General features: G+C 72.3%; 23 protein-coding genes and 1 pseudogene. 10 read left to right on the top strand and 14 right to left on the bottom strand.

Going from position 1 to position 24,789, the window contains the following annotated elements:
• The first annotated feature begins 18 nt into the window (after nucleotides 1-18).
• The 3 genes from ABD299_RS10890 (at nucleotide 19) to ABD299_RS10880 (ending at nucleotide 3,626) form a co-directional block, all read left to right on the top strand.
• On the top strand, nucleotides 19-1,086 hold the full coding sequence (locus ABD299_RS10890; protein ID WP_344260929.1) for a lytic polysaccharide monooxygenase auxiliary activity family 9 protein: 1,068 nt from the start codon (nucleotides 19-21) through the stop codon (nucleotides 1,084-1,086).
• Nucleotides 1,087-1,342: 256 nt separating this feature from the next.
• Entirely contained in the window at nucleotides 1,343-2,440 is a 1,098-nt protein-coding gene (locus ABD299_RS10885; protein WP_344260927.1) for a lytic polysaccharide monooxygenase auxiliary activity family 9 protein, read from the top strand.
• A 256-nt stretch (nucleotides 2,441-2,696) separates the two neighbouring features.
• Complete coding sequence (locus tag ABD299_RS10880) at nucleotides 2,697-3,626, top strand: lytic polysaccharide monooxygenase auxiliary activity family 9 protein (RefSeq protein WP_344260925.1); 930 nt, start codon at nucleotides 2,697-2,699, stop codon at nucleotides 3,624-3,626.
• 143 nt (nucleotides 3,627-3,769) lie between these two features.
• Here the strand turns inward: ABD299_RS10880 and ABD299_RS10875 are convergent, their stop codons facing one another.
• The 3 genes from ABD299_RS10875 to ABD299_RS10865 all read right to left on the bottom strand — a co-directional run bounded on the left by ABD299_RS10875 (nucleotide 3,770) and on the right by ABD299_RS10865 (nucleotide 5,236).
• Nucleotides 3,770-4,315 carry an FHA domain-containing protein gene (locus ABD299_RS10875; RefSeq protein ID WP_344260923.1) on the bottom strand — a complete coding sequence of 182 codons (546 nt, stop codon included), beginning with the start codon at nucleotides 4,313-4,315 and terminating at the stop codon, nucleotides 3,770-3,772.
• Nucleotides 4,316-4,445: 130 nt separating this feature from the next.
• Complete coding sequence (locus ABD299_RS10870) at nucleotides 4,446-4,757, bottom strand: hypothetical protein (protein ID WP_344260921.1); 312 nt, start codon at nucleotides 4,755-4,757, stop codon at nucleotides 4,446-4,448.
• A 62-nt stretch (nucleotides 4,758-4,819) separates the two neighbouring features.
• Nucleotides 4,820-5,236, bottom strand: coding sequence for an ATP-binding protein (locus ABD299_RS10865; protein ID WP_344260919.1), 417 nt, complete (start codon nucleotides 5,234-5,236; stop codon nucleotides 4,820-4,822).
• 177 nt (nucleotides 5,237-5,413) lie between these two features.
• Here ABD299_RS10865 and ABD299_RS10860 point away from each other — a divergent pair, with 177 nt between their 5' ends.
• Both ABD299_RS10860 and ABD299_RS10855 read left to right on the top strand, forming a co-directional pair.
• Nucleotides 5,414-6,328, top strand: a complete 915-nt coding sequence (locus ABD299_RS10860; RefSeq protein ID WP_344261019.1) for a helix-turn-helix domain-containing protein — start codon at nucleotides 5,414-5,416, stop codon at nucleotides 6,326-6,328.
• Entirely contained in the window at nucleotides 6,325-6,534 is a 210-nt protein-coding gene (locus ABD299_RS10855) for a DUF397 domain-containing protein (protein ID WP_344260917.1), read from the top strand. Before ABD299_RS10860 ends, ABD299_RS10855 begins: the two co-directional genes overlap by 4 nt.
• 32 nt (nucleotides 6,535-6,566) lie before the next feature.
• Here the strand turns inward: ABD299_RS10855 and ABD299_RS10850 are convergent, their stop codons facing one another.
• Nucleotides 6,567-6,986 (bottom strand): hypothetical protein, encoded by a 420-nt coding sequence (locus ABD299_RS10850; RefSeq protein WP_344260914.1) that lies wholly within the window; start codon nucleotides 6,984-6,986, stop codon nucleotides 6,567-6,569.
• A gap of 327 nt (nucleotides 6,987-7,313) precedes the next feature.
• Between ABD299_RS10850 and ABD299_RS10845 the strand changes: the two genes are divergently transcribed.
• Both ABD299_RS10845 and treZ read left to right on the top strand, forming a co-directional pair.
• Nucleotides 7,314-8,228 carry a GNAT family N-acetyltransferase gene (locus tag ABD299_RS10845; protein ID WP_344260911.1) on the top strand — a complete coding sequence of 305 codons (915 nt, stop codon included), beginning with the start codon at nucleotides 7,314-7,316 and terminating at the stop codon, nucleotides 8,226-8,228.
• A 119-nt stretch (nucleotides 8,229-8,347) separates the two neighbouring features.
• Entirely contained in the window at nucleotides 8,348-10,150 is a 1,803-nt protein-coding gene (gene treZ / locus ABD299_RS10840; protein WP_344260908.1) for a malto-oligosyltrehalose trehalohydrolase, read from the top strand.
• Nucleotides 10,151-10,183: 33 nt separating this feature from the next.
• On the opposite strand, the gene ABD299_RS10835 is transcribed toward treZ, so the two are convergent.
• From ABD299_RS10835 to ABD299_RS10805, 7 genes are all read right to left on the bottom strand, one after another.
• On the bottom strand, nucleotides 10,184-12,367 hold the full coding sequence (locus ABD299_RS10835; RefSeq protein WP_344260906.1) for an ABC transporter permease: 2,184 nt from the start codon (nucleotides 12,365-12,367) through the stop codon (nucleotides 10,184-10,186).
• Nucleotides 12,364-13,068 carry an ABC transporter ATP-binding protein gene (locus tag ABD299_RS10830; RefSeq protein WP_425581303.1) on the bottom strand — a complete coding sequence of 235 codons (705 nt, stop codon included), beginning with the start codon at nucleotides 13,066-13,068 and terminating at the stop codon, nucleotides 12,364-12,366. The genes ABD299_RS10835 and ABD299_RS10830 overlap by 4 nt, the downstream gene beginning before the upstream one ends.
• A gap of 51 nt (nucleotides 13,069-13,119) precedes the next feature.
• A complete protein-coding gene (locus ABD299_RS10825) occupies nucleotides 13,120-13,338 on the bottom strand; it encodes a plasmid mobilization protein (RefSeq protein ID WP_344260905.1) in 219 nt (72 codons plus the stop codon).
• A 12-nt stretch (nucleotides 13,339-13,350) separates the two neighbouring features.
• Nucleotides 13,351-13,761 carry a peptide-methionine (R)-S-oxide reductase MsrB gene (gene msrB / locus ABD299_RS10820; protein ID WP_344260903.1) on the bottom strand — a complete coding sequence of 137 codons (411 nt, stop codon included), beginning with the start codon at nucleotides 13,759-13,761 and terminating at the stop codon, nucleotides 13,351-13,353.
• A 23-nt stretch (nucleotides 13,762-13,784) separates the two neighbouring features.
• Entirely contained in the window at nucleotides 13,785-15,206 is a 1,422-nt protein-coding gene (murC, locus tag ABD299_RS10815) for a UDP-N-acetylmuramate--L-alanine ligase (protein WP_344260901.1), read from the bottom strand.
• Between the two features lie 116 nt (nucleotides 15,207-15,322).
• The gene (locus ABD299_RS10810; protein ID WP_344260899.1) at nucleotides 15,323-15,790 is read right to left on the bottom strand and encodes an indole-3-glycerol phosphate synthase; all 468 of its coding nucleotides are present in this window, start codon (nucleotides 15,788-15,790) and stop codon (nucleotides 15,323-15,325) included.
• A 131-nt stretch (nucleotides 15,791-15,921) separates the two neighbouring features.
• Nucleotides 15,922-16,695 (bottom strand): pyrimidine reductase family protein, encoded by a 774-nt coding sequence (locus tag ABD299_RS10805; protein WP_344260897.1) that lies wholly within the window; start codon nucleotides 16,693-16,695, stop codon nucleotides 15,922-15,924.
• A gap of 44 nt (nucleotides 16,696-16,739) precedes the next feature.
• Between ABD299_RS10805 and zapE the strand changes: the two genes are divergently transcribed.
• Both zapE and ABD299_RS10795 read left to right on the top strand, forming a co-directional pair.
• The gene (gene zapE / locus ABD299_RS10800) at nucleotides 16,740-17,855 is read left to right on the top strand and encodes a cell division protein ZapE (protein WP_425581302.1); all 1,116 of its coding nucleotides are present in this window, start codon (nucleotides 16,740-16,742) and stop codon (nucleotides 17,853-17,855) included.
• A gap of 100 nt (nucleotides 17,856-17,955) precedes the next feature.
• A pseudogene (locus tag ABD299_RS10795) lies at nucleotides 17,956-18,669 on the top strand (polysaccharide deacetylase family protein); the annotation flags it as partial.
• Nucleotides 18,670-19,002: 333 nt separating this feature from the next.
• On the opposite strand, the gene ABD299_RS10790 reads toward ABD299_RS10795, so the two are convergent.
• Nucleotides 19,003-20,649, bottom strand: a complete 1,647-nt coding sequence (locus tag ABD299_RS10790) for a BCCT family transporter (RefSeq protein ID WP_344260895.1) — start codon at nucleotides 20,647-20,649, stop codon at nucleotides 19,003-19,005.
• 277 nt (nucleotides 20,650-20,926) lie between these two features.
• Between ABD299_RS10790 and ABD299_RS10785 the strand changes: the two genes are divergently transcribed.
• The gene (locus tag ABD299_RS10785) at nucleotides 20,927-22,543 is read left to right on the top strand and encodes an alpha/beta hydrolase (RefSeq protein ID WP_344260893.1); all 1,617 of its coding nucleotides are present in this window, start codon (nucleotides 20,927-20,929) and stop codon (nucleotides 22,541-22,543) included.
• 59 nt (nucleotides 22,544-22,602) lie between these two features.
• Here ABD299_RS10785 and hemQ read toward each other — a convergent pair whose 3' ends face one another.
• Nucleotides 22,603-23,328: a hydrogen peroxide-dependent heme synthase gene (hemQ, locus tag ABD299_RS10780; RefSeq protein WP_344260891.1), complete on the bottom strand. Its 726-nt coding sequence runs from the start codon at nucleotides 23,326-23,328 to the stop codon at nucleotides 22,603-22,605.
• Between the two features lie 4 nt (nucleotides 23,329-23,332).
• Nucleotides 23,333-24,748, bottom strand: a complete 1,416-nt coding sequence (hemG, locus tag ABD299_RS10775; RefSeq protein ID WP_344260889.1) for a protoporphyrinogen oxidase — start codon at nucleotides 24,746-24,748, stop codon at nucleotides 23,333-23,335.
• Between the last annotated feature and the right edge of the window lie 41 nt (nucleotides 24,749-24,789).

The following is a 24,789-nucleotide window of genomic DNA, read 5'->3' as shown; positions in this document are numbered from 1 at the left end:
CCGAGATCAAGAGCGGGTATGAAGAAGTCCGCTCTGCTGACCCTGATCGCCGCGCTGCCGGCTCTGTGCCTGGTGATGCTCACCGGCGGCAGCGCGTCGGCGCACGGCGCCCCGATGGACCCGGGCAGCCGCACCTTCCTGTGCTGGCAGCACGCACGGGACGCCACCGGGGCGATGAACCCGACCAACCCGGCCTGCCGCGCCGCCCTCAACACCAGCGGCAGCAACGGCTTCTACAACTGGTTCGCGGTGCTCCAGTCCAACGGCCAGGGCCGCACCGCCGGCTTCATCCCCGACGGCCAGCTGTGCAGCGGCGCCTCCGGAGCCTACGACTTCTCCGGCTTCGACCTGGCCCGTGACGACTGGCCCTACACCCACCTGACCGCGGGCGCCCGGTGGAACTTCAGCTACAACGTCTGGGCTCACCACCCGGGCACCTTCCACCTCTACGTGACCAAGGACGGCTACAACCCGAACCGGCCGCTGACCTGGGCCGACATGGAGTCGACCCCGTTCCACAGCGTCACCGACCCGCCGTGGCGCGGCAGCGTGGGCACCGTGGAGGCCGAGTACTACTGGACCGCCAACCTCCCGGCCAACAAGAGCGGGCGCCACGTCATCTACATGGTGTGGGACCGCTCCGACTCCCCCGAGACCTTCTACAGCTGCTCCGACGTGGTCTTCGACGGCGGCAACGGCGAGGTCACCATCCCGGGCGTCGACTCGGACCCGGGTGACCCCGGCGACCCCGGCGACCCCGGTGACCCCGGTGACCCGGTCAACCCGGTCTGCACCGCGACGCACGGTTCGGTCAACACCTGGAGCGGCGGCTACCAGGCCGAGGTGACGGTCACCAACACCGGCGACCGCGCCATCTCCAGCTGGGCGGCGGACTGGTCGCTGCCGGCCGGAGGCTCCCTGGTCCAGGCGTGGGGTGCGACCGTGGAGGCGCACGGATCCCACATCATGGCCAGGAACGCGGCCTGGAACGGCTCGCTGGCTCCCGGCGCCTCGGCGACCTTCGGCTACATCGCCGAAGGCACCCCGCCGAGCTCCGGCGTGACGCTCAGCTGCGCCGGCACCTGACGGGCCCCCGCCAGCCCGTCAGTGACGACGTCCCCGGCCGCCGCCCGGCCGGGGACGTCCCCCTGTGCGGAAGCGGTTCCGGGCCCGGAAGCCGAAAAACTTTCGGACGGAACATCCTGTCATGAACCTTTACAGCCGCATCGCGCAAAGGTTACGGTCCGAGAACTGGGAGCGCTCCCACGAACTCCTGGTTCTGCTCGCGCAGACGCCGAACGAAGGTCACCCCCCACCTCATCACGCGAAGGGACACACCGCGATGAGCGACCGCACGAAGCGCCGCGCCCGCCTGAAGAAGGCCGGTCTGTTCACCACCCTCGCCACGCTTCCCGCCCTGGCCCTCTCCGGCCTTGCCGCGGGCACCGCGTCGGCCCACGGCGCCCCGATGGACCCCGGCAGCCGCACCTATCTCTGTTACGTGCACGGCGTCGACCACACGGGCCAGGTCAACCCCAGCAACCCGGCCTGCCGCTCCGCGCTCGACCAGAGCGGCGCCACCGGCTTCTACAACTGGTTCGCGGTGCTCCAGTCCAACGGCCAGGGCCGCACCACCGGCTTCATCCCCGACGGCCAGCTGTGCAGCGGCGCCTCCGGAGCCTACGACTTCTCCGGCTTCGACCTGGCCCGTGACGACTGGCCCTACACCCACCTGACCGCGGGCGCCCGGTGGAACTTCAGCTACAACGTCTGGGCTCACCACCCGGGCACCTTCCACCTCTACGTGACCAAGGACGGCTACAACCCGAACCGGCCGCTGACCTGGGCCGACATGGAGTCGACCCCGTTCCACAGCGTCACCGACCCGCCGTGGCGCGGCAGCGTGGGCACCGTGGAGGCCGAGTACTACTGGACCGCCAACCTCCCGGCCAACAAGAGCGGGCGCCACGTCATCTACATGGTGTGGGACCGCTCCGACTCCCCCGAGACCTTCTACAGCTGCTCCGACGTGGTCTTCGACGGCGGCAACGGCGAGGTCACCATCCCGGGCGTCGACTCGGACCCGGGTGACCCCGGCGACCCCGGCGACCCCGGTGACCCCGGTGACCCGGTCAACCCGGTCTGCACCGCGACGCACGGTTCGGTCAACACCTGGAGCGGCGGCTACCAGGCCGAGGTGACGGTCACCAACACCGGCGACCGCGCCATCTCCAGCTGGGCGGCGGACTGGTCGCTGCCGGCCGGAGGCTCCCTGGTCCAGGCGTGGGGTGCGACCGTGGAGGCGCACGGATCCCACATCATGGCCAGGAACGCGGCCTGGAACGGCTCGCTGGCTCCCGGCGCCTCGGCGACCTTCGGCTACATCGCCGAAGGCACCCCGCCGAGCTCCGGCGTGACGCTCAGCTGCGCCGGCACCTGACGGGCCCCCGCCAGCCCGTCAGTGACGACGTCCCCGGCCGCCGCCCGGCCGGGGACGTCCCCCTGTGCGGAAGCGGTTCCGGGCCCGGAAGCCGAAAAACTTTCGGACGGAACATCCTGTCATGAACCTTTACAGCCGCATCGCGCAAAGGTTACGGTCCGAGAACTGGGAGCGCTCCCACGAACTCCTGGTTCTGCTCGCGCAGACGCCGAACGAAGGTCACCCCCCACCTCATCACGCGAAGGGACACACCGCGATGAGCGACCGCACGAAGCGCCGCGCCCGCCTGAAGAAGGCCGGTCTGTTCACCACCCTCGCCACGCTTCCCGCCCTGGCCCTCTCCGGCCTTGCCGCGGGCACCGCGTCGGCCCACGGCGCCCCGATGGACCCCGGCAGCCGCACCTATCTCTGTTACGTGCACGGCGTCGACCACACGGGCCAGGTCAACCCCAGCAACCCGGCCTGCCGCTCCGCGCTCGACCAGAGCGGCGCCACCGGCTTCTACAACTGGTTCGCGGTGCTCCAGTCCAACGGCCAGGGCCGCACCACCGGCTTCATCCCCGACGGCCAGCTGTGCAGCGGCGCCTCCGGAGCCTACGACTTCCGCGGCTTCGACCAGGCCCGCACCGACTGGCCCACCACCCACCTGACGTCGGGTGCCTCCTACGAGTTCACCTACAACGTGTGGGCCCACCACCCGGGTTCGTTCCACATGTACATCACCAAGAACGGTTACGACCCGAACCAGCCGCTGCGCTGGGCGGACCTGGAGCACTTCCACACCGTGACCAACCCGCCCTACCGCGGGCAGGTCGGCACGATCGACGCCGAGTACTACTGGCGGACCAACCTCCCGTCGGGCAAGTCCGGCCGCCACGTCATCTTCATGCTGTGGGAGCGCTCCGACTCGCCGGAGAACTTCTACAGCTGCTCCGACGTCGTGTTCGACGGCGGTAACGGCCAGGTCACCGTGCCCGGTGGCTCGTCCGGCGCCGGCCTCGACGTCGCCGAGGCCCACACCCCGGCGGTGGACCACGACCACGAGTCGCACACGGACCACGCGACGCACGCTCACCACGCGACGCACGCCGCCCACACCACCGACCAGCCGGCCGAAGGCCCCAGGGCGACGGAGAAGGTGGCCGAAACCGTGCGGACCCTGGTGACCGGCTGGTCCGGCCGCTGACCGACCCACCGCATCAGCAGCGGTCAGCACCGCCACACTCCGGCCTGCCGTCCCACCTCCCAGCCCCCGCTCGGACGGCAGGCCGGCTCGGCGTGTCCGGGCGGGCCCGGAGCCCGCGGCGATCGCGGCCGCGAACGGGCCGGTCAGCGCGCGGCGAGCCGGAAGGCCACCCCGCCGAACTGCACATGATCCCCGGGCCTGACCCGCACGGCACCGGTCACCCTGCCGCCGTTGACCCATGTGCCGTTGGCCGAGCCGAGATCCCGCAGCATCCAGCCGCCGCCCGTGCTGGAGAGCTGGGCGTGGAAGCGCGAGACGCTGTGGTGGCTCAGCCGCAGCACCGAGCCGGGGGCCCGGCCGATCGACAGCGGGTGCGGGCCCGGCTCCGGAAGCAGCAGGGGCGGCAGCTGCTCCACGGTCCAGGCGCTGCGCATCCGCTGCCGCAGAGCGGCCACTTTGCCGACGGCGCGCACCAGGGCCCCGGGACGGCGTTCGGGCTGCGGCAGGTCGTGCAGCACGGCGTGCAGCTCGCCGGGGAAGCGGGCCGACATGACCAGTTCCATCCGCCGCAGGAAGGTGTCCTGCGACACCCGTCCGTGCGTGACCCCTTCCCGCAGCACCTCCAGTGCCCGCTCCCGCTCCGCGTCCGACACCCGGGGCGGAACGGCGCCGTTCTCCAGAGAGGTCATGGCGGGAATTCTTCCGTGAGCTGCGAGTATCTGTCCACATCGGCCCTGTCACAGCCCTGGCACACACCAGCCCGGTCGGCGGCCCGCCCGACCCGCAGCCCGGTAACCACCTCCAGCCGCGCGGGAGGCGTCAGGCCGCCGCCACCGCCACGGCGGAGACCTCTTCCCGTCGGGTCTCCTCGGGGACCGCCGACAGCACGTATCGCGCCGATCCTTCCGGCACGATGAGGGCGAAGGCAGCGGGCCTGCTCAGCCGCGCCAGGGCGCGGGCACCTTCCCTGCGGTCGCCGAGCCATCCCCTCAGCGAGCGGGCCGCCGGCAGCTCCAGCTGATCGGCGAGGTGTGCCGCTCGCCAGGACAGCCACAGCACAGCGGCCCATGCCGAGTCGGCACTGTGTGCGCCGAGGACGAACAGTGTCCGCTCATCGGGCACATAGGCCACGCACTCGCAGCGGAACCCATGCCCCAGCACCGGGACGGGCGCAGGAAAACGAGGCGCGAGCATCAGCATGCGGGCGCCCCGCCCCCGCTGGTGCGCAGCTGAGCCCAGACAACCTTTCCCGTCCCGCATGTACGCACTCCCCAGTCGTCGGACAGCCGCTGCACGAGAAGCAGCCCGCGTCCGCCGCTGTCGTCCGGGCCGGGCGAGCGTTGCTGCGGGAGAGTTCCGGTACAGCCGTCCGCCACTTCGACGAAGAACCGGTCGTGATCACCCTGCCCAGCCGTCAGCTCGAGATGGCCGTCCTCGGTCCGCCCAGTGTGCCGGATGGCGTTCGTCATCAGTTCGCTGACGACCAGGCAGGCGTCGTCGGCCAGATGCTGCAGATTCCACTCCACCAGCAGCGCCCTCACCTTCCCCCGCGCCTCGGGTACAGAGGCGGCTTCGGCCGGAAGGCGGTAGGAACAGATGCGGTCGGACATGGGCAACTCCCAGACAGAGATGACGACGGGAGTCACGCAACGCGTACACTCGAACGCCATGCGTGACGATCGCCACGCTAGACGTCGCGCTCGACCACTTGCAAGCCTTGCAAAGCGTCCAGGTTTCTGTTCGAGGCCACTTTCGAATGCTGCGAGGGCTACAGTCAGTCGAACGTGATGGGACGCCACCAACGCTTGTCGCAAGAAGGGAAGCCAGTGCCCTCAGGGGGAAAGCCCACAGCTCGCAGCAGGCGACTCGGCTCAACTCTTCGCCAGCTGCGCTTGTCCGCCGGCCTCGACCAGGAGCAGGCAGCGCAAGCCGTGGACTGCTCGACGGCCAAGATCAGCCGCATCGAGTCAGGAACGGTGAAGGCTCGGCTCGGAGACCTTCGTATCCTGCTGGATCTCTACGAAGTGGCAGACCAGGACCGCCGTGACCGTCTCGAACGGCTTGCGCGGGACAGCAGCAAGAAGGGCTGGTGGCTCGACTACGACACCAGCTCTCTCACCCATCTGGGAGATGTTGTCTCCATGGAGGCAGACGCCACCTCCATTCAGACGTGGCAGCATGCCTTCCTGCCCGGTCTTCTCCAGACACCGGCCTATACACGGGCACTGCTGGCAGCCAACCCCACGCCGTTGTCCCCGGAGGCGGCCGATGAGGTGGTACAGGTCAGACAAGCGCGTCAGGCAGTACTGCGCGAGAACGGCACCGAGTTCGCTGCCGTCATCTGGGAACCGGCAATCACCACTCCCATGTCATCGCCCCATGACCGGCAGGACCAACTGACTCACCTGCTGCGTACCGCGGACCAGCAGACCATCACCGTTCAGGTCCTGCCCTTCAGTCAGTGGGGAGCTGCCATGGCCGCTCCCCCGTTCATCGCCTACTCCTTCGGCCGGGACCACTCTCCGGAGGTTGTGGCGACGGACACCGTTTCCAACACCATCATGGTCGAGGACTCCGACGAGATCGCCAACTACGATCAGGCTTTCAGCACGTTGAGGTCCGCAGCGCTCTCTCCCCAGGAAACGAAGCGCTTCATCACGCAACAGATGGATCAACTGCTTCAAGGAGATACGTCAAGGTGAACCAGCCCCGCATAGTCTCTGCGTTCGTCAAGTCCTCCTACTCGGGAGGAGCCGTCAACGAGTGTGTCGAGGTGGCGTTCACCTCGGACGGAGGGCGGGCTGTCCGGGACAGCAAGAACCCCGCCGCGCCCGCGCAGCTCCACTCCCCCGCCCCCTGGGCCGCCTTCCTGCACGCCGTCAAGGACGGGACGCTGCACGGCAACTGAACAGCGGGCGGGCTGGACGGCAGCGCCAGGGCTCAGGCCAGCACGTCACCCCAGAACACCGCGTCCTCGGCCAGCAGCAGCACCGTGCCGTCCGCCGAGCGCCACAGCGAAATGTTGCCGTTCCGGCGCTTGTTGCACCGGATGCGCGGAGGGCCGGAAGCCACAAGGCGGGCTGTCTCCGCCTCGCCGAGCCACCGGAATCCGCAGCCCCCGCCGCAGCCGCACGGGTCCCACACCACGACGGCTCCCGCTGCCGCTGCCGCGAGTGCCGCGGTCGCGGAGACCGTCTCGCGGACGCAGGTGTAGACGCGTCCGGCCGGGTCGGCCATCGTGCCGTCGTCCCGGCGTCCGGCCCGGGCGGGTTCGTCGGTCACCGGGTCGGGCGCGGGCTCCCGCGGCACTGCCGCCAGCATCTCCGCGAAGGTCCGGAGCTGCGCCTTCCGCTTGCTCACCCGGCCAGAGTGCCCCACTCCCCCTCCTCACGCACCGGGGTTTCCCCGCTCCCGGCGGGCAAAGGCTGCACCGGGCCCTTGAAGCGCGGCCAGGCTGCGGGAAGAGGGCCCGGTGCCCGCCGGCAAATACGTGGACGCGGCGGCGGGGAGGGGTTAGCGTGCGGGGACGCCCTCGGGTCGAGGAAGGGAGGCGCCTCGTGGCAGTCATGACCGTGTTCGCCGTGACCACCGCGCGCTTCCGCACCCACCGCCGGGCGTTCCGGGGCTGAGAGAGCCCCTTACGGCACCCCGGAGGCGCGCCACCGCCCTTCGGAAGGATTCCGACCCATGACCGATCTGGTCATCCGTGCGCTCGTCGAGGACGAGGCGCACGACCTCTTCACCTCCCTGCCCGTCTCCGTTCCGGTCGGCCCGCCCGTTCTCGGGCCGCCCCACAGCACCTACGCCACCGTGGCCGCCGGCGGCTCCTACCGTCCCGAGTGGACCTGGGTGGCGCTGCGCGACGGGCAGGTCGTCGCCCGCGCCGCCTACTGGGGCGGCCCCGACGACGAGGCACCGGTCGTGCTCAACTGGTTCGACTTCAGCGACCGCGCCGCCGGGGTCGAGCTGCTGCGCCACACCCCTTTCCACGTCGAGTACGAGCTGGAGCTGCCGCCCGGGTGGCGTGAGGATCCGGCCGTGTGCGAGGCGGCCACGGCCCGCATCGAGGCGGCGGCCGAGGCCGGGTACACGCCGCTGACCGAGCGGTACATCTACCGGTGGACACCGGACCTCGGACTGCCCGCGCGGCCCGGACGGCTGGAGTTCCGCCCCGAGCCCGACGACGAGGTGATCCTGTCGGTGCTGCGCCGCGTCCACAGCGAGACGCTGGACACCCATGCCCTGCAGGCCATCGAGAAGGGCGGCGTGGACCTGGCAGCACGGGAGGAGCTGGACTTCCTCACGTGGTGCCCGTCGCCGCGCGACTGGTGGCGGCTGGCGTACACGCCGGAAGGGGACCTGGCCGGCATCCAGGTCCCGGCCCACAACCCGTCCCGGCCCTGTGTCGGCTTCATCGGCGTCGTTCCCGGGCAGCGCGGTCACGGCTACGCCTATGACCTGCTGGCCGAGTGCACCCACCAGCTGGTCGCCGAGGGTGCGCGGCAGATCGCGGCCGCCACGGACGTCGGCAACGCCGCGATGGCGGCGGCGTTCGCCCGGGCCGGGTACCCGGTGACCGGCCACCGGTACTGCATGACCTGACGGGCGAGGTTCCGCGGGGCCGAGGGGCGCGCCCTCAGAAGGGTTGAGCCCTTCGGTTCCCGCGTACGCGCGGCGGGCCCTCTGGCCGGGGAGGGCCGCGGGGGCTGAGCATGGAGGGCATGCTCTTCGAGGTGTGGGCCCCCGGGGCCGGTCAGGTGGATCTGCTGCTGGCGGACGAGCGTGTCGCGATGCGGCCCGCCGCCCGCGGCCCGGGCGGCGGGCCGGGCACCGGCTGGTGGCAGGCAGAGGCCGAGGCCGGGCACGGCGTGCGCTACGGCTTCTCGCTGGACGGGGGGCCGGTGCTGCCCGACCCGCGGTCCCGCCGGCAGCCCGACGGGCCGGACGGTACGAGCGCCGTCGTGGAGCACGAGAGGTTCGTGTGGCGCGAGCCGTGGACGGGCCGGGGGCTGCCGGGCGCGGTGCTGTACGAGCTGCACGTCGGCACGTTCACCGACGCCGGGACGTTCGACGCCGCCGCCGGGCACCTGGGGTATCTGGCCGAGCTGGGCATCACCCATGTGCAGCTGATGCCGGTGTGCCCGTTCCCCGGACGGCACGGCTGGGGGTACGACGGGGTGGCGCCGTGGGCGGTGCACGAGCCGTACGGCGGGCCGGATGGACTCAAGCGGTTCGTGGACGCGGCGCACGGCCACCGGCTGGGGGTCGTGCTGGACGTGGTGCACAACCACCTGGGCCCGTCCGGCAACCATCTGCCGCGCTTCGGCCCGTACTTCACCGAGCGCTACCGCACGCCCTGGGGCTCGGCGGTCAATCTGGACGGGCCCGGCTCGGACGAGGTGCGGGCGTACTTCACCGGCAGCGCGCTGGCGTTCCTGCGGGACTACCGGCTGGACGGGCTGCGGCTGGACGCCGTGCACGAGCTGGCGGACAACCGGGCCCGCCACTTCCTGGCCGAGCTGTCGGAGTCGGTGGACGAGCTCGCCGCCGAACTGGACCGTCCGCTGTTCCTGATCGCCGAGTCCGACCGCAACGACCCGCGCACCACCCTCCCGCGCGGGGCCAACGGCCTGGGGCTGCACGCCCAGTGGAACGACGACTTCCACCACGCCCTGCACGCGGCGCTCACCGGCGAGTCGCAGGGCTACTACGCCGACTTCGCCGCCGCCCCCACCACCGCCCTGGCCCGGACACTGACCGGGGCGTTCTTCCACGACGGCACCTGGTCGTCTTTCCGCGGGCGGCACCACGGCGCACCGGTGGACCGTTCCACGACCCCCGCGCAACGGTTTCTCGGCTACTCCCAGACCCACGACCAGATCGGCAACCGGGCCCGTGGCGAGCGGCTGGGCACACTGCTGGACGAGCGGCAACTGGCCTGCGCGGCGGCCCTGGTGCTGTGCGGGCCGTTCACCCCGATGCTGTTCATGGGCGAGGAGTGGGGGGCCACCACGCCCTGGCAGTACTTCACCGACCACCAGGATCCGCGGCTCGCGCAGGCGGTCCGGGACGGGCGGCGCGCGGAGTTCGCCGCGCACGGCTGGACGGGCGACGAGGTGCCCGACCCGCAGGACCCGGCCACCCGCGAGCGGTCCTGCCTGCGATGGCCGGAACGGGAGCACAACGGCTGGCTGCTGGAGTGGTACCGGCGGCTGATCGCCATCCGGCACACCCATCTGCCCCACGGGCTGCGGCTTGCCGACACCGCCGTCGCCCACGACGAGGAGCACCGCTGGCTGGCGATGCGCCACGGGCCACTGACCGTGGCGGTCAATCTGCACCCGGAGAAGTCCGCCCGCGTGCCGCTGGGTCCCGCCCGGCACGAGGTGCTGGCCGCCACGCACCGGTGCCCGCCGCCGGACGCGGACGGAACACTGCGTCTGCCTGCCCGGTCAGCCGCCGTACTGCTCCGCAGCCGCACCACCCCCGGTTCCGGGCACGGCGGCCCGGGTCGGCACGTATGACACCGGCACCGGACCAGCGCGGGGAACGGCCTGTCAGTCCGCCTGCGGGCGCCACTGTGCGGCCGCGCGGGAGGCCGCTGTCCCGCCCCACCACCAGAAGGCGACCGCCAGCGTCTCGACGACGATCAGAGTGGCCGTGAGGATCGGCCAGGACAGCGAAGCTCCCCCGCCCGGTTGGGTCAGTGGCGTCCCCAGCCAGACGGCAACGAGCGTTCCGAGGAGTCCGGCCAGGGCCAAGGGCATGAGGATCACCCAGAGCGCGGTCGTGAAGAACACGGTACGGCGTCCGGTGAGCACGCTGACGGGAGCCAGGTTCCGGCTGAAGCGGAGGAACTCGCCCAGGTTGTTCAATGCCGCGGTGACGGTCAGCAGGACCACTCCCGCCAGTCCCAGGAGCAGCACCCATGCGGCCGGTTTCTCCAGCTGTCGTGCCCCGGTCAGCCAGGATCCGCCGAGGGATTCGGCCTGGGGACCGAGCAGTTGCCGGAAGGCCGTGTGCTTCACCTCGGATACCGGCAGGTCGCCGCCCTGGGCGCTGACCAGCAACAGGGCCTCGGGAACCGCGTGGTCGGCCGAGACCGCGCCCTCCCGCACGGTGATCCCGGAACCCCCGGCGCCGTACCAGGCGGCGACCTCCTGGAGACGGGGATCGTTCCGAGGAGCCGGTCCCGCGTCACACGGGGCGTCGAGCGCCCGGAGCGCCTCACAGCTGCCTCGGAGCTCCATGCCGCCGTCGGCCGGGGACCGGTGCATCCCCAGCCCGTGCACTCCCTCGGGAAGTTCTTTCAGGAACGTCTCGGTTCTCTCGGGCGTGTCCGCAAGGGACCACATGGTCACGGCGCTGTCGCCGATCCGGGCGTAGGTGGCCTGCGCCTCCAGCATGGGCTCGTTGAGGCGGCTCGACCACAGCTGGACCTGTGCGACCAGTCCGATCGCGATCACCACGCTCGCCACCATGCGGGTGGTGACGCCGGGGCGTGCGATGTTCCACCGCCCGGCGATCAGCGGACCGGGCCTGCCGTGCCGGTTTCCGTGGCGTACCAGCAGGCGTCCCACCCCGGCGACCGCGAGGGCGATGACCGCGGGCAGAGTCGCCAGAGTGCCGATGACCCCGGTCGAGTAGACCGCCAGGAACACGAGAGGGTTGGCTTCCGCTCCGCCGGCGAGTCCGGGACCGCGGACCGCGACGAGAAGCAGCACGGGGCAGAGCCACGCCGCCCACCGAGGGTTCCGTCCCGCGTGATGTCCGGGACGGGTCGAGCGGGTTCCCTTCTCCACCCGGTGCAGGAACACCACCGCGCACAGCACCACGCATCCCGCCAGGAGTACCGAGCCGAAGAGTTCCGGGGCCCAGCGGGAGGCGTCGGCCGCCGATACGGTGTATCCGACGACGGGAACCCGCACATTCCACACCAGCAGGCTGCCCGCCAGTGCCGCAGCCGCCACCACCCCGGTGGCCACAGCGAGGGCGGCTTCCCCCAGGTTGACGAGAGCCCGGGCCCGGTACCCCGCTCCGAGCGCGCGCAGCAGGGCCGCACGGCGGTCGCGGGCGGCGGCTCCGGAGCGGGCCGCGATCACCACCAGCGCACACGCCGGCAGCAGCAGGAAGCCCATGACCGTGGGGACGAAGGCGGAGAGGTTCTGGACACGCAGTTCGTCACCCACGGCGGCCCGGGACTCCCCGCCGTATCCCGAGATCCTGAACATGCTGTCCGGAGCCAGCGCGGTCGTGGTGGGCCGGACGTAGGCCAGGCGCTCTCCTGGTACTTCCAGCCCGTCCTCCCCGAGCACGCCGACGGCGTTCCCGTAGCGATCGACGGCGTTCTCCCGCACGAGCGCAGCGCGCAGCTCCGGTGACAGCACCGCCTCGCCCGGGGCGGGCCATGCCTCGACTCCTGGTGGCAGTTCGGCGTCCTCCCGCAGCGGCTCGATGAAGACGACGGAATGCTGGAGTCCGCCGACCGTGTCGAAGGACTGCCGCCACAAGGAGGTCGCCCGGTCCTCCTGGTCCTCACCGAGGTAGTGCGGTGCGCGGGCGCTTCCCCGCAGTTCGCGACCGTCGTAGGTGGCGAAGCCCGCGACGAGGAAGACGAAACCCACCGCCAGTGCCAGCGTGGCGCACAGCAGCGCCGCGAAACGCAGCCGGTTGCCCTCGGACCCCTTGGCCGCGGCCCTGCCGACCGAGAGAAGCTGCCGCTGCAGGGAAGGTGCGTTCACCGGCCCGCCTCTGTTCCGCTGACGGCAACCTCCGTCAGGCGCCCGTCGCCGAGTGCGAGATGCCGGTCCGCGCGCGCGGCCACCGAGGCGTCATGGGTGACCAGCAACAAGGCGCAGCCCCAGCGGCGTGGCACCGAGAAGAGCACCTCGGCCATCGCATCCCGGGTCGCACCGTCCAGCGCCCCGGTGGGTTCGTCGGCGAGCAGCAGGCTCGGTTCGTTGATCAGAGCACGCGCGACGGCGGTGCGTTGCCGCTCACCTCCCGAGAGGTCGGCCGTGGGTGTCCTCCCGTACGGCACCCCGAACTCGGACAGCAGAGATTCCGCGCGTGCGTACGCCTCGTCCCGGGGGACACCGGAAAGCAGGGCAGCCAGTGCGGTGTTCTCCAGGGGAGTGAGTTCCGGCAGAAGCTCACCGAACTGGAAGACGATACCGACGTGCTCACGGCGGTACCGGGCCAGAGCGCGCTCCCTCAGCCCGGTGATATCCGTTCCCTTGACGAGGATGTCACCGGCGTGCGGCCGTAACAGACCGAGCAAGCACATCAGCAGAGTGCTCTTCCCGCTGCCGCTCGGTCCCGTCACCGCCACCGATTCCCCGGCACGCACCACCAGATCCAGCCGGTCCAGCAGCCTGCGGCCCGCCACCTCGTACCCCAGTCCGCTCGCGGCGAGTACGGCCGCCCCTGCCCCCACAGCCACTCTTCTCTTCTCCCGTCGGCGGCCATCGCCGCCTGCTGGTACCTGCCGGTGTCACGAAGCGGCGGGCCGGACTCCCGGCCTCGACCCGGCTGCCGGGATCAGCGCGTCCACCTCCGCGAACTGTCGCTCTGTCGCGTCGGTCTCCGTCATCCGCCGCGTGGCGGCGTGCAGCAGATACGCCGGAACATCCATCCCGGCTCGCTCGGCGTGCTGCCTGATGCGCTCGGCCTGAGCCTGCTCAACGCTGATCCTGATCCTGGTCCTGGCCATGCGGCAGGAACCTCACTCCTCCTCGGGCACCAGCCGGACGGCGATGGAGTTGATGCAATAGCGCTGGTCGGTGGGGGTGCCGTAGCCCTCGCCCTCGAAGACGTGGCCCAGGTGGGAGCCGCAGGTGGCGCAGCGCACCTCGGTGCGGGGCCTGCCGGGGATGGAGTGGTCGGGCAGCAGCTCGACGGCGTCGCTGTCGGCCGGGTCGTAGAACGAGGGCCAGCCGCAGTGACTGTCGAACTTGGTGGAGGAGCGGAAGAGTTCGGTTCCGCAGCCGCGGCAGGTGTAGACGCCGACCGTCTTGGTGTCGGTGTACTCACCGGTGAAGGCGCGCTCGGTGCCGGCCTGGCGCAGGACCCGGTACTCCTCCTCGCTGAGCTCCGCGCGCCACTGCTCGTCGGTCTTCTCTACTTCGTAGCCCATGAGGTGCTGCTCCTCGGTTCGCTTCAGTTCGCCAGGTGGGCGAGGATCTCGGGGCCGAGCTCGGTGACGTCGCCGGCCCCCATGGTGAGAACGAGATCGCCGGGCTTGGCCATTCCGGCGACGACGCCGGGGACGGCCGCCTTGGAGTGCTCGGCCCGGACGTCGGCTCCGGCGGCGCGGGCGGCGTCGGTGATCAGCTCGCTGGTGACGCCCGGGATCGGGTCCTCACGGGCGGGGTAGATGTCCAGCACCACCGAGGCGTCGGCCAGGGCCAGGGCCCGGCCCATCTCGATGCCCAGCTCGCGGGTGCGGCTGAACAGGTGCGGCTGGAAGACGACCAGGACCCGGCCGCCGTCTCCGGCGGCGTCGCGGACGGCCTCCAGGTCGGCGGTCATCTCGGTGGGGTGGTGGGCGTAGGAGTCCAGGACGCGCACCCCGTCCGCCTCGCCCTTGGGCTCCAGGCGCCGGGCGACGCCGGTGTACCGGGCCAGGGCGGGCGCCAGTCCGTCGGCCGGGACGCCGGCGGCCACTCCGGCGGCCAGGGCGGCGACGGCGTTGTGGGCGTAGTGCCGGCCGGGCACGGAGACCGGGAAGGTGAGCTCGGCGCCGTCCAGCCGCACGGTGACCTCGCTGGTCAGGCCGTGGGAGACGACGCGCAGGATACGGACGTCCGCGTCCGGGCCGGTGCCGTAGGTGACCAGGGCGGGGCCGCGGCCGGTGGCGGCCGCGCGCCGCCTCAGCCGGCCGGTGAGCTCCCGGGCGCCGGACTGGTCGGCGTTGACGATCAGCGTGCCGCCGGGGCGCAGGGTGGCGGCGAAGGTCTCGAAGGACTCGTAGATCTCTTCCATCGAGGCGTAGTTGGCGTGGTGGTCCAGTTCCGCGTTGAGGACCACGGCGACCTCGGGGGTGTAGCGGTGGAAGCTGCGGTCGCTCTCGTCGGCCTCCGCCACGAACAGGTCGCCGGTGCCGTGTTCGGCGTTGGAGCCGGGGACGTCCAGGTCGCCGCCGATGGCGTAGGAGGGTTCCAGGCCCAGGGAGCGCAGCGCGACGGCGAGCATGGAGGTGGTGGTGGTCTTGCCGTGGGTGCCGGCGATCGCGATCGTCCGGGCGCCCTCCATGAGGGCGGCGAGCGCCGCGGAGCGGTGGATCACCTCGATGCCCCGCTCCCGGGCGGCGGCGAGCTCCGGGTTGTCCTCGCGGATGGCGCTGGAGACCACCACGCAGGTGGTGTCGGCCGCCAGATTCGCCGCCGCGTGGCCGACATGAACCGAGGCGCCCAGAGCGCGCAGGGCGGCCGCGGTGGCCGAGTCGCGGGCGTCGCTGCCGGCGACCCGGGCGCCCCGGCGGGCGAGGATCTTGGCGATGCCCGACATCCCGGCGCCGCCGATACCCACGAAGTGGGGTCGTTCCATGGCCGGCGGGATCGTCAGGGCCGTCGCTGCCATCGCTGCTGTGTCTCCCTCGTCGAAGCGCGTGCTCCGGCGATTGTCGCACTCCCGGCGGACATGTCGGTCCCGGCCCGGTCCGGCCGGGCGGGTGACGGCGGACCCCCGCCGCCGCCCTACTCCGAATGGGCGAACAGCTTGAGGACGGGGACGCCCACCCGGTGCCGGGCCCGGGAGGCCCAGTCCCGGTGGAAGAGCTCCTCGACGTAGTGCGGTGCGGTGAGCACGATGACCTCGTCGGCGTGCGTCTGCTCGACCACGGACGTCAGCAGGTCCAGCGGGTTGTCGTCGGCGATCTGGCCGACGGCCTCCGCCCCGGCGTCGCGCAGCGCCTTCAGCGAGTGCTCCAGGGCCCGCCGGGCGGGGGCGCGCGGGTCCTCGTCGTCCGGTTCGGCGGCCTCCAGCATCGCCTCGCCGATTTCTCCGAGGGCGATGTCGTCCAGGGCCCGCAGCAGCCGGTCCTGGTCCCCGCGCGGCTGCATCAGCACGACGAAGGACATCGGCTCGTCACCGTGCAGCGTGGTGACGAGCTCCACGTCGGTGGGCGCCATGGGCCTTTCGATCATGAGAACCGTGGTGATCACGCTCAGCGCCCTTCTCGCGAGGCCGGGACCCGCGCAACCCCGGCAGAAACCATCCGGCTGCGCCGCGGCACGGGTCTGCGCCCTACCAGTCTGCCCTCCCCAGCCGACAGAATCGCGCATTCCGCCGATTGTCACACCTTGTGGTAGCGGGTGAACAGAAATCCGGAATCCTCCAGGAGTGAGGCCGGGGCCATCTCACGGGGAACGGACATCTCGGGGCCGCTGACCACCCGGGGGGCTGTCCCGGCGGTCAGGCGCGGGGAGACGGTCAGGCACAGCTCGTCCAGCACACCGGCCGTCACGAACTGTCCCAGCAGCCGGGGGCCGCCCTCGGTGAGCTGCCGGGTGTAGCCGCGCCGGGCCAGTTCGGCCTTGATGCGGTGCGGGTCCGCACCGGCCCCTTCCCCGGCCGGCACGACCTCGGCCCCGGAGTCCCGGGCTGCCGCCAGGTGCGCGGGGTCGGCCGCCGCACCGGTGACGACGAGGGTGGGCTGGGGGGAGGCGGCGAACAGCGGCAGCGACCAGTCCAGCCGCAGGCCGGCGCTGACCACGGCGATGGCCGGGGCCGGTGTCTGGCCCGCGGCGGCGCGTTCGGCGGCGAGCTCCGCCCGGCGGCGGGCGGGACGATAGCCCTCCTGCCGGACCGTTTCCGCACCGACCACCACCACGTCCGCCAGCGCCCGCAGCACCCCGAAGATCCGCATGTCGGCCGGGCCGGACAGCGGCTGCGAGCGGTGGTCGTGATACGCGGCGCCGTCCAGCGAGGACACCATGTTGGCCCGCAGCCACCCCTCGGTGAGCGGCACGTCCTCGGGGTAGGCGTAGGCGTCGGCCAGTTCCTCCAGGGACCACTCCCGGTCCTCCGTGCCGGCGCGGTCCTGGGGAGCGGGATACAGGCGTCGCATGGGCCGCAGTGTGGCACAGGCGGCGCCGCGTACAGTGGAGGACTGTGTCGAGTACCGCAGGCCCCCAGCCCCAGGCCCGGACCACAGCCTCCCGCCCCGGCGGTGAGGACGGCCCGGCGCGGCTGTGCGCGCGCGAGCCGCATGTGCCGGCCGAGCGGCTGGTCGCCGAGCTGGTCCCGCCGCCGCGGTTCGGCGGGGCGCGGTTCTCCACCTACCATCCGGACCCGGCGCAGCCCAGCCAGCGGGAGGCGGTGGAGCGGCTGAGCTCCTTCGCCGGAGGGCTCGGGGACGGCGGGGACGGACCGAGCGGCCTGCGCGGGCTCTTCCGCCGCCGGGCGAAGGCCGCCGCGCCCGCCGGGCCGCGCGGGATGTATCTGGACGGCGGCTACGGCGTGGGCAAGACCCACCTGCTGGCCTCCCTGTGGCACGCCGCCCCGGCGGCCCCCGGGCGCAAGGCGTTCGGCACCTTCGTGGAGCTGACCCACCTGGTGGGCGCACTGGGCTTCCAGCAGACCGTGCGGACCCTCTCGGACCATCAGCTGCTGTGCATCGACGAGTTCGAGCTGGACGACCCGGGCGACACGGTGCTGGTCTCCAGCCTGCTGGGCAAGCTGGTCGAGGCGGGGGTGGCGCTGGCGGCCACGTCCAACACCCTGCCGGGCAAGCTCGGCGAGGGCCGGTTCGCGGCCGCCGACTTCCTGCGCGAGATACAGGGGCTGGCCGCCCACTTCCAGCCGCTGCGCATCGACGGGGAGGACTACCGGCACCGCGGCCTTCCGCAGGCGCCCGAGCCGGGTGACGACGCGGAGGTCACCCGCGCCGCGCATGCCACCCCGGGCGCGTCCCTGGACGACTTCCCCGCGCTGCTGGACCACCTGTCGCGGGTGCACCCCAGCCGGTACGGGGCGCTGTGCGAGGGCGTGGACGCGGTCTGCCTGCGGGGCGTGACCCCGGTGCCGGACCAGTCGACCGCGCTGCGCCTGGTGGTGCTCGCCGACCGGCTGTACGACCGGGAGATACCCGTGCTCGCCTCGGGCGTCCCGTTCGACCGGCTGTTCAGCGAGGAGATGCTGCGCGGCGGGTACCGCAAGAAGTACTTCCGGGCGATATCCCGGCTGACGGCACTGGCCCGGGAGGCGAAGCACCTGCCGGAGGGCTGAGCCGTCCGCCGCCAGGCCCCGGGGAAGACGCCTCAGCGGCGGGCACCCGTCCGGCACAGCCCGGCGGGCGGTCCGGGCCCACCCCGCCTAGCCTGCAAAAATGATCATCGCAGTGCGGGCGGCCGTCGCCACCGCCCTGACCGGCTGCCTGACCGCCGGCGCCCTGCTGACCGGCTGCGCCGCTCCCGCCCCGGGCCCGGAGCCCGCCGGGACGGGCAGGGCGCAGGAGCCGGCCGGGCCGGACGGAACCGTGGGACCTCAGGCGCCGCCGCGCTCCGCCGCTCCCCCGGCCGATGCCGCACCGCCCGCCGCCGCCACCCTGCCCCTGGACGGCGGCAGGATGCCCGTCTTCCGGCACGGCCCCCGCGAAGGGCTGGAGAACGGTGGCGGGGAGGGCGGCGCGGACAAGGCGGTGGCGCTCACCTTCGACGCCGACATGACGGCCGATCAGACGGGCCGCGCCGCGGCCGGCGAGCCCTTCGACAATCCCGCACTGGTGGACCTCCTGCGCCGCGAGAACATCCCGGCCACCGTCTTCATGACCGGCATGTGGGCCCGCACCTACCCCGGCCAGGCCGCCTCGATCGGCCGCGACCCGCTGTTCGAGGTGGCCAACCACTCCTACGCCCACCACGCCTTCGCCGACGGCCCCTGCTGGGGGCTGCCGGCCCTGGATCCCGGGGAGTTCGCCGCGGATGTGCGGCGCGCCGAGCGGGAGATCCGGGCCGCCGGCGTGGAGCGGACCGTGCCGTACTTCAGGTTCCCGGGCGGCTGCCACGACGACGAGGCACTCCGGGCGCTCGCACCGCTGGGGCTGACGGCGGTGCAGTGGGACGTCGCCGGCGGTGACGCCTTCGCCACCGACCCGGACGCGGTCGCCGGGACCGTCCTGTCCCAGGTGGCCCCCGGCTCGGTGGTGGTCCTGCACATCACCCGCAGCGCGGCTCCCGTCACCACGGAGGCGGTCCGCCGGATGGTTCCCGTACTGCGGGAACGCGGCTACCGCTTCGTCAAGGTCTCGGAGCTGATCGGACAGGCGGCCGGGCCCGCCGGTGGCACGTCGCGGGACCGGCCTCAGGAGGCACCCGGCGAGCCGGAATCGTCCGGCCGCGCCGCGCCACCGGACCGGGCGGCCAACGGCCGGCGGTCACTCCCCCTGCTGGGCCTTCCGCTGTTCGGCCTGCCGTCGCAGCCCCCGCCGATTCGCCTTCTTGGGCATGGTCCTGATGCTGGGGGGCAGCTGGGGCCGGTGGAGGTCGGGGTAGTCGGTGCGCAGCGCCCGGTACAGCGAGGCCATCATCAGGAACGCCAGCACGAAGAACGGCAGCCCCAGAACGGTGATCACCTCCGAGACGGCGTCGAGGCCGCCCTTTCCGGTGGCCGCGATGAGGGTGCCGGCCACCACGCCCTCGGTGACCGCCCAGAACACCCGCTGCCGGGTCGGCGTGGGGTGCACCCGGTCCCCCGAGCACAGGTTGTCGATCACCAGTGAGGCGGAGTCGGAGGACGTGGTGAAGAAGATGACCACGATCAGCACCGCGATGGACGAGATCAGCGTCGCCAGCGGGTAGTTGGACAGGAACTGGAAGAGCGCCCCGGGGATGTCGCCCTCGTCGACGACGTTCTCCACCAGCCCGCCCGTGCCGTTCATCTCGATGTCGAAGGCCGAGAGCCCGAACACGCTGAACCAGACGATCGTGAAGCCGGTGGGCAGCGCGAGCACCCCGAGGACGAACTCCCGGATGGTGCGGCCCCGCGAGACCCGGGCGATGAACATGCCGACGAACGGTGACCAGGTGATCGTCCAGGCCCAGTAGAAGACCGTCCAGGTGTCCTGCCAGCCGGAGTCGGCGAAGGTGTCGTTCCAGAAGGCCAGGGGGACCAGGGAGCTGAGGTAGTTGCCCGTCATCTCGATGATGCCCTTGGCCAGGTAGACCGTGGAGCCGGCGAGGAAGACGAAGGTCATGAGCCCGACGGCCATGCTGATGTTCAGTGTGGACAGCCGCTTGATGCCCTTGTCCAGGCCGAGCACCACGGAGGTGGTGGCGATGGCCGTGACCACCGTGATCAGCACGATCTGGACGAGCTTGCTCTCCTCGACCCCGAACAGCTCGGCCAGGCCGCTGTTGATCTGCAGAGTGCCCAGGCCGATGGAGACCGCCACCCCGAACAGCGTGCCGATGACGGCGGCCACGTCGATCGTCCGGCCGAGCCGCCCGTGGATGCGGTCCCCCAGGAAGGGGTGGAAGGCGGAGCTGAGGCGGAACGGCAGGCCCCGCTGGTAGACGAAGTAGGCGAACGCCAGCGCCGGCAGGGTGAAGATCGCCCAGGTGTGCAGGCCGAAGTGGTAGAGCGAGTACGCCATGGCGGTGTTGGCCGCCTCGGTGGACTCCGGCTCGATGTGGGCCCGGGGCGGCTCGGCGAAATGGCTGATCGGCTCCGCCACCCCCCAGAACATCAGGATGGTGCCGATGCCCGCCGCGAAGAGCATCGCGAACCAGACGCTGTTGCGGTAGTCGGGCCGGGCGTCGTAGCCGCCGAGCCGGACGTGTCCGTAGCGGCTGAGCGCGATCCAGATGAGGAAGACCAGGAACGACGTCACGCCCAGGATGTAGACCCAGCCGAGATTGCCCATGATCCAGCCCGAGGCCGCCCGGAAGATCCGGTCCACGGAGTCGGTGAAGGCGATGGCCGCGGCGACGAACACCACCGTGAGCCCGGCCGACACGAAGAAGATCACCGCATCGGTACGGAGACCCAGCGCGCGCCGGAGGCGCTCCAGGCTCTCGACCATCAATACGCTCCCGACATACCGACACATGACCCGATTTCAGGGCTGCTGCGCAGCGTACCCGCCCAGCACCTGCCCGCCCGCCCTTCGCCGACACGGGCCGCCGACGTGTTCCCCGCCCGCGGCCTGCCACGCCTCCGGAGCCGGACCTGGCGCGACCGGCCCCTCGGGGGTCACCCGTTCGTGGGCTGTTCGCCCGACACGGGCGGCCGGGTCTGCGCCGGATGCCGTCATTTGATGATGATCACTTTCTCTGGATCCGGCAGCGAAGGGAGCGGCAGTGCACAAGGCCGCGGTGATGGGCACCCTGGGTGCGTTGGCTCTCTGGACGCTGGCGCTCCCGCCGGCCGTGGCCGAGGCGCCCCCGCCGGGGAGTGCCGACGAGGCCCGCGGAGCCGCCCTCGCCGCGCAGCGCGCCGAGGCGGCGGGCATCTCCTGGGGCCCGTGCGACCCGGCGGAGAACCTGCGGGAGCCCGTCGAGTGCGGCACGGTCACCGTGCCGGTCGACTACGCGGCGCCCGACGGCGACACCATCGAGCTGCACGTCAGCCGGCTCAAGGCGACCGGCCCCGAGAAGGAGCGGCAGGGCGCACTCCTCTACAACCCCGGCGGCCCCGGCGCCAACGGCATGGTCTTCCCGCTCTACCCGCTGCACCTGGACAGCGGGCCCTGGCAGAACCTGCACCGCGCCTACGACTTCGTCGGCTTCGCCCCGCGCGGCGTCGGCCGCTCCGCGCCGGTCTCCTGCCAGGACCCCGGGACCTTCCAGCGCGGCCCCTCCCCCGCACCCCGGACACCGTCGGAGGAGTTCAAGCGGCAGATGAACCTGCGGGCCGCCGCCTACGCCGCCGGCTGCCTCGCCGGCCAGGGCGACCGGCTCGCCCACTTCACCACCCCGAACAACGCCCGCGACCTGCACACCATCAGGGCGGCACTCGGCGAGCAGCGCCTCACCTACCTGGGCGCCTCCTACGGCACCTACATCGGCTCGGTCTACGCCACCCTCTTCCCCGGCTCGGTCGGCCGGATGGTGCTGGACAGCGCCGTGGATCCCGACCCCGCACAGGTCTGGTACGGCAACAACCTCCGCCAGTCGTACGCCTTCGAGGGCCGGTGGCAGGACTGGAAGCAGTGGGTCGCCGGGCACCACGACGTCTACGGCCTGGGCCGCACCGCGCAGGAGGTCCAGCGCGGCTTCGACCGGGCGAGGGACCAGCTGGAGGACGAGCCCGTCGGGGAGACCGTCGGACCCAAGCAGCTGCACGACGCCTTCCTGTCGGTGACCTACTCCGACCGGTCGTGGCCGGTCATGGCCACCGCCCTGGCCGAATACCTGCGCGGTGAGCCCGGCCCGCTCGTCCAGCAGGCCCGGCCGGACCCGCAGGACGCGGCGCGGGCGGAGAACGGCAACGCCGTCTACGCCGCCGTGGAGTGCACCGACGCGCCCTGGCCGCGCGACTGGCGGCGCTGGGACCGCGACCACACCCGGCTCGCCCGGGTGGCGCCGTTCGAGACCTGGGAGAACGCCTGGATGAACCTGCCCTGCGCCCACTGGCCGGTGGAACAGGCCGCCCCGCTGGACGTCGGTGCCGCGCCGGACGCGCTGCCGCCGGTCCTCGTCGTGGCCGCCACCCGGGACGCCGCCACCCCCTACCGCGGGGCGCTGGAACTGCACCGGCGGCTGCCCGGCTCCACGCTGGTCACCGAGGACGGCGCCGGCAACCACGGCGTCACCGGCGGAAACGCCTGCGCCGACGCCCACATCGAGGAGTACCTGCTGCACGGCCGGACCGCCGGGTCACAGCTGACCTGCCCGGCCCGGCCCGCGCCGGAGCCCGCCTACCTGGCGCCGGAGCCCACCGTCGCCTCACAGCTGCTGGCCCACCACGGCCGCTGACGCCGCGGTGCACCGCTTCCGTCCGGCCCGGGGCGGCGGGACGGAAGCGGACGGGCGGCTCAGGCCAGGCCCGCCACCAGCTCGGAGACCGGCTTGCGGCGGCCGGTGTAGAACGGGATCTCCTCGCGCACGTGCATCCGCGCCTCGGAGCCGCGCAGGTGACGCATGAGGTCCACGATGCGGTACAGCTCGTCGGCCTCGAAGGCGAGAATCCACTCGTAGTCGCCCAGCGAGAACGACGCCACCGTGTTCGCCCGGACATCGGGGTAGCCGCGGGCCATCTTCCCGTGGTCCGCCAGCATCCGGCGGCGGTCCTCGTCCGGCAGCACGTACCAGTCGTAGGACCGCACGAACGGGTAGACGCTCACGTAGTCGCGCGGGGTCTCGTCGGCGAGGAACGCCGGCACGTGCGACTTGTTGAACTCGGCGGGCCGGTGCAGCGCCATGTTCGACCAGACCGGCTCCATCGAACGGCCCAGCCGCGTCCGGCGGAAGAGGTTGTAGGCCTCCTGCAGCGCCTCCGAGGTCTCGGAGTGCCACCAGATCATCATGTCGGCGTCGGCCCGCAGGCCGGACACGTCGTAGGTGCCGCGGATCGTCACGTCCTTCGCGGCGAGCTGCTCGAACAGCTCGTCGACCTCCTCGGCGTATCCGGAACGGTCCTCCGGCAGGACATCCCGCAGCCGGAACACCGACCACAGGGTGTAACGGATGACCTGGTTGAGGTCCTTGGCCTTCTTGCCGGCGTTCTCCGGCTTCGGGGACTCTTCGGGTGCAGCGCTCATACCGCTATTCTCCCGCTTCTTCCGGAGAGGAGTGCGGCAGGGTCGCCAGCAGACCGCCGGCAGCCCGCCCGGCGTCGGCGACGCACGCCGGGATGCCCACACCCTCGTACGCGGCACCGCACACCCGCAGGCCGGGGACGCCCTCCACGGCCCGGCGGACGCGCTCCACCCGCGCGTGGTGCCCCACCGCGTACTGCGGCAGCCCGTCGATCCAGCGGGTGACCGCCGAGTCCACCGGCTCGCCGACCGGCCCGATCGCGTCCCGCAGGTCGGCGAGCGCGGCCCGCACGAGTTCCTCGTCGGTCCACTCCAGCGCCGTCCGGTCCCCGTAGCGGCCGATCGAGGCGCGCAGCAGGAAGAGGCCGGGCGCCCGCTCGGCCACCCAGCCCCACTTGCCGCTGCTGAACGTGGCGGCCTTGACGGTGCGTCCCTCCACGGCGGGCACCAGGAAACCGCTGCCGCCCGGGAGGGAGCCCAGGTCGCGCTCCAGGAAGCCGCGGTCGAAGGCCAGCGTCACCAGCGCCATGGAGGCGTACTCGATGCCCGCCAGCTCCCGCGCCGCGGCCGGCACCTCGGCGGCCAGCAGCCGCGCCGCCGGCCCGGCGGGCACCGCCACCACGACGCCGTCGGCAGCCCGCTCGCGCCCGTCCTCCGAGGTGACCGTCCACCCCTGGGACGTGCGGCGCAGCGCGGTCACGGCGACGCCGCTCTCCAGCGTCGCCCCGGCGGCACGGCAGGACGCGGCGACCGCCTCGGCCAGGGCGCCCAGACCACCCTCGACCCCGGTGAAAACGGCCTGCCCCGGCGCCCGTCCGGGGGCCCGGCGCTGCACCTCGCGGACCGCCGCCAGCAGGCTCTTCTCGCTGCGCGCGGCGTCGAAGAGGGCGGGCACCGTGGACCGCATCGACAGCCGGTGGGCGTCGCCCGCGTAGACGCCGCCCAGCAGCGGTTCCACCAGCTTGTCGACGACCTCGCGGCCCATCCGCCCGGCGACCACCTCACCGATCGCCGCGTCCTCCCCGAGCTCCAGCGGGGGCAGGCCGGCCTCCTCGGCCACCCGGGCCGTCCCGGCCTCGGAGAGCAGGCCGGCCAGCGCCCCGGGGGTGCCGGGGACGCCCATCACGTGCCCGCCGGGCATCGGCCGCAGACCGCCGCCGGTCCACACCGAGGCGGCCGCCACGGCGGGCGGCCGCAGGGCCTCGCCCAGGCCCACCGCCTCCGCCAGGGCCGTGCCCTCCGGGCGGACGGCCAGCATCGACTCCGCGCCCAGATCGATCCGGGCCCCGGCCACCTCCCCGGACAGCAGCTTGCCGCCGAAGTGGTGCGAGGCCTCCAGCACGGTCACCCGTGCCCCTGACGTCCGGAGCCGGTGGGCCGCGGCCAGGCCCGCGATGCCGCCACCGATGACGATCACATGCATGGTCCCACTCTCCCAGACGCCGGACCGAGTCCCGAACGTGA

It is taken from the genome of Streptomyces sodiiphilus (genome assembly GCF_039529215.1).
Taxonomy (GTDB): domain Bacteria; phylum Actinomycetota; class Actinomycetes; order Streptomycetales; family Streptomycetaceae; genus Streptomyces; species Streptomyces sodiiphilus.
The sequence above is the reverse complement of the archived record's forward strand: the minus strand, read 5'-3'. Positions and strand labels throughout refer to the sequence as shown.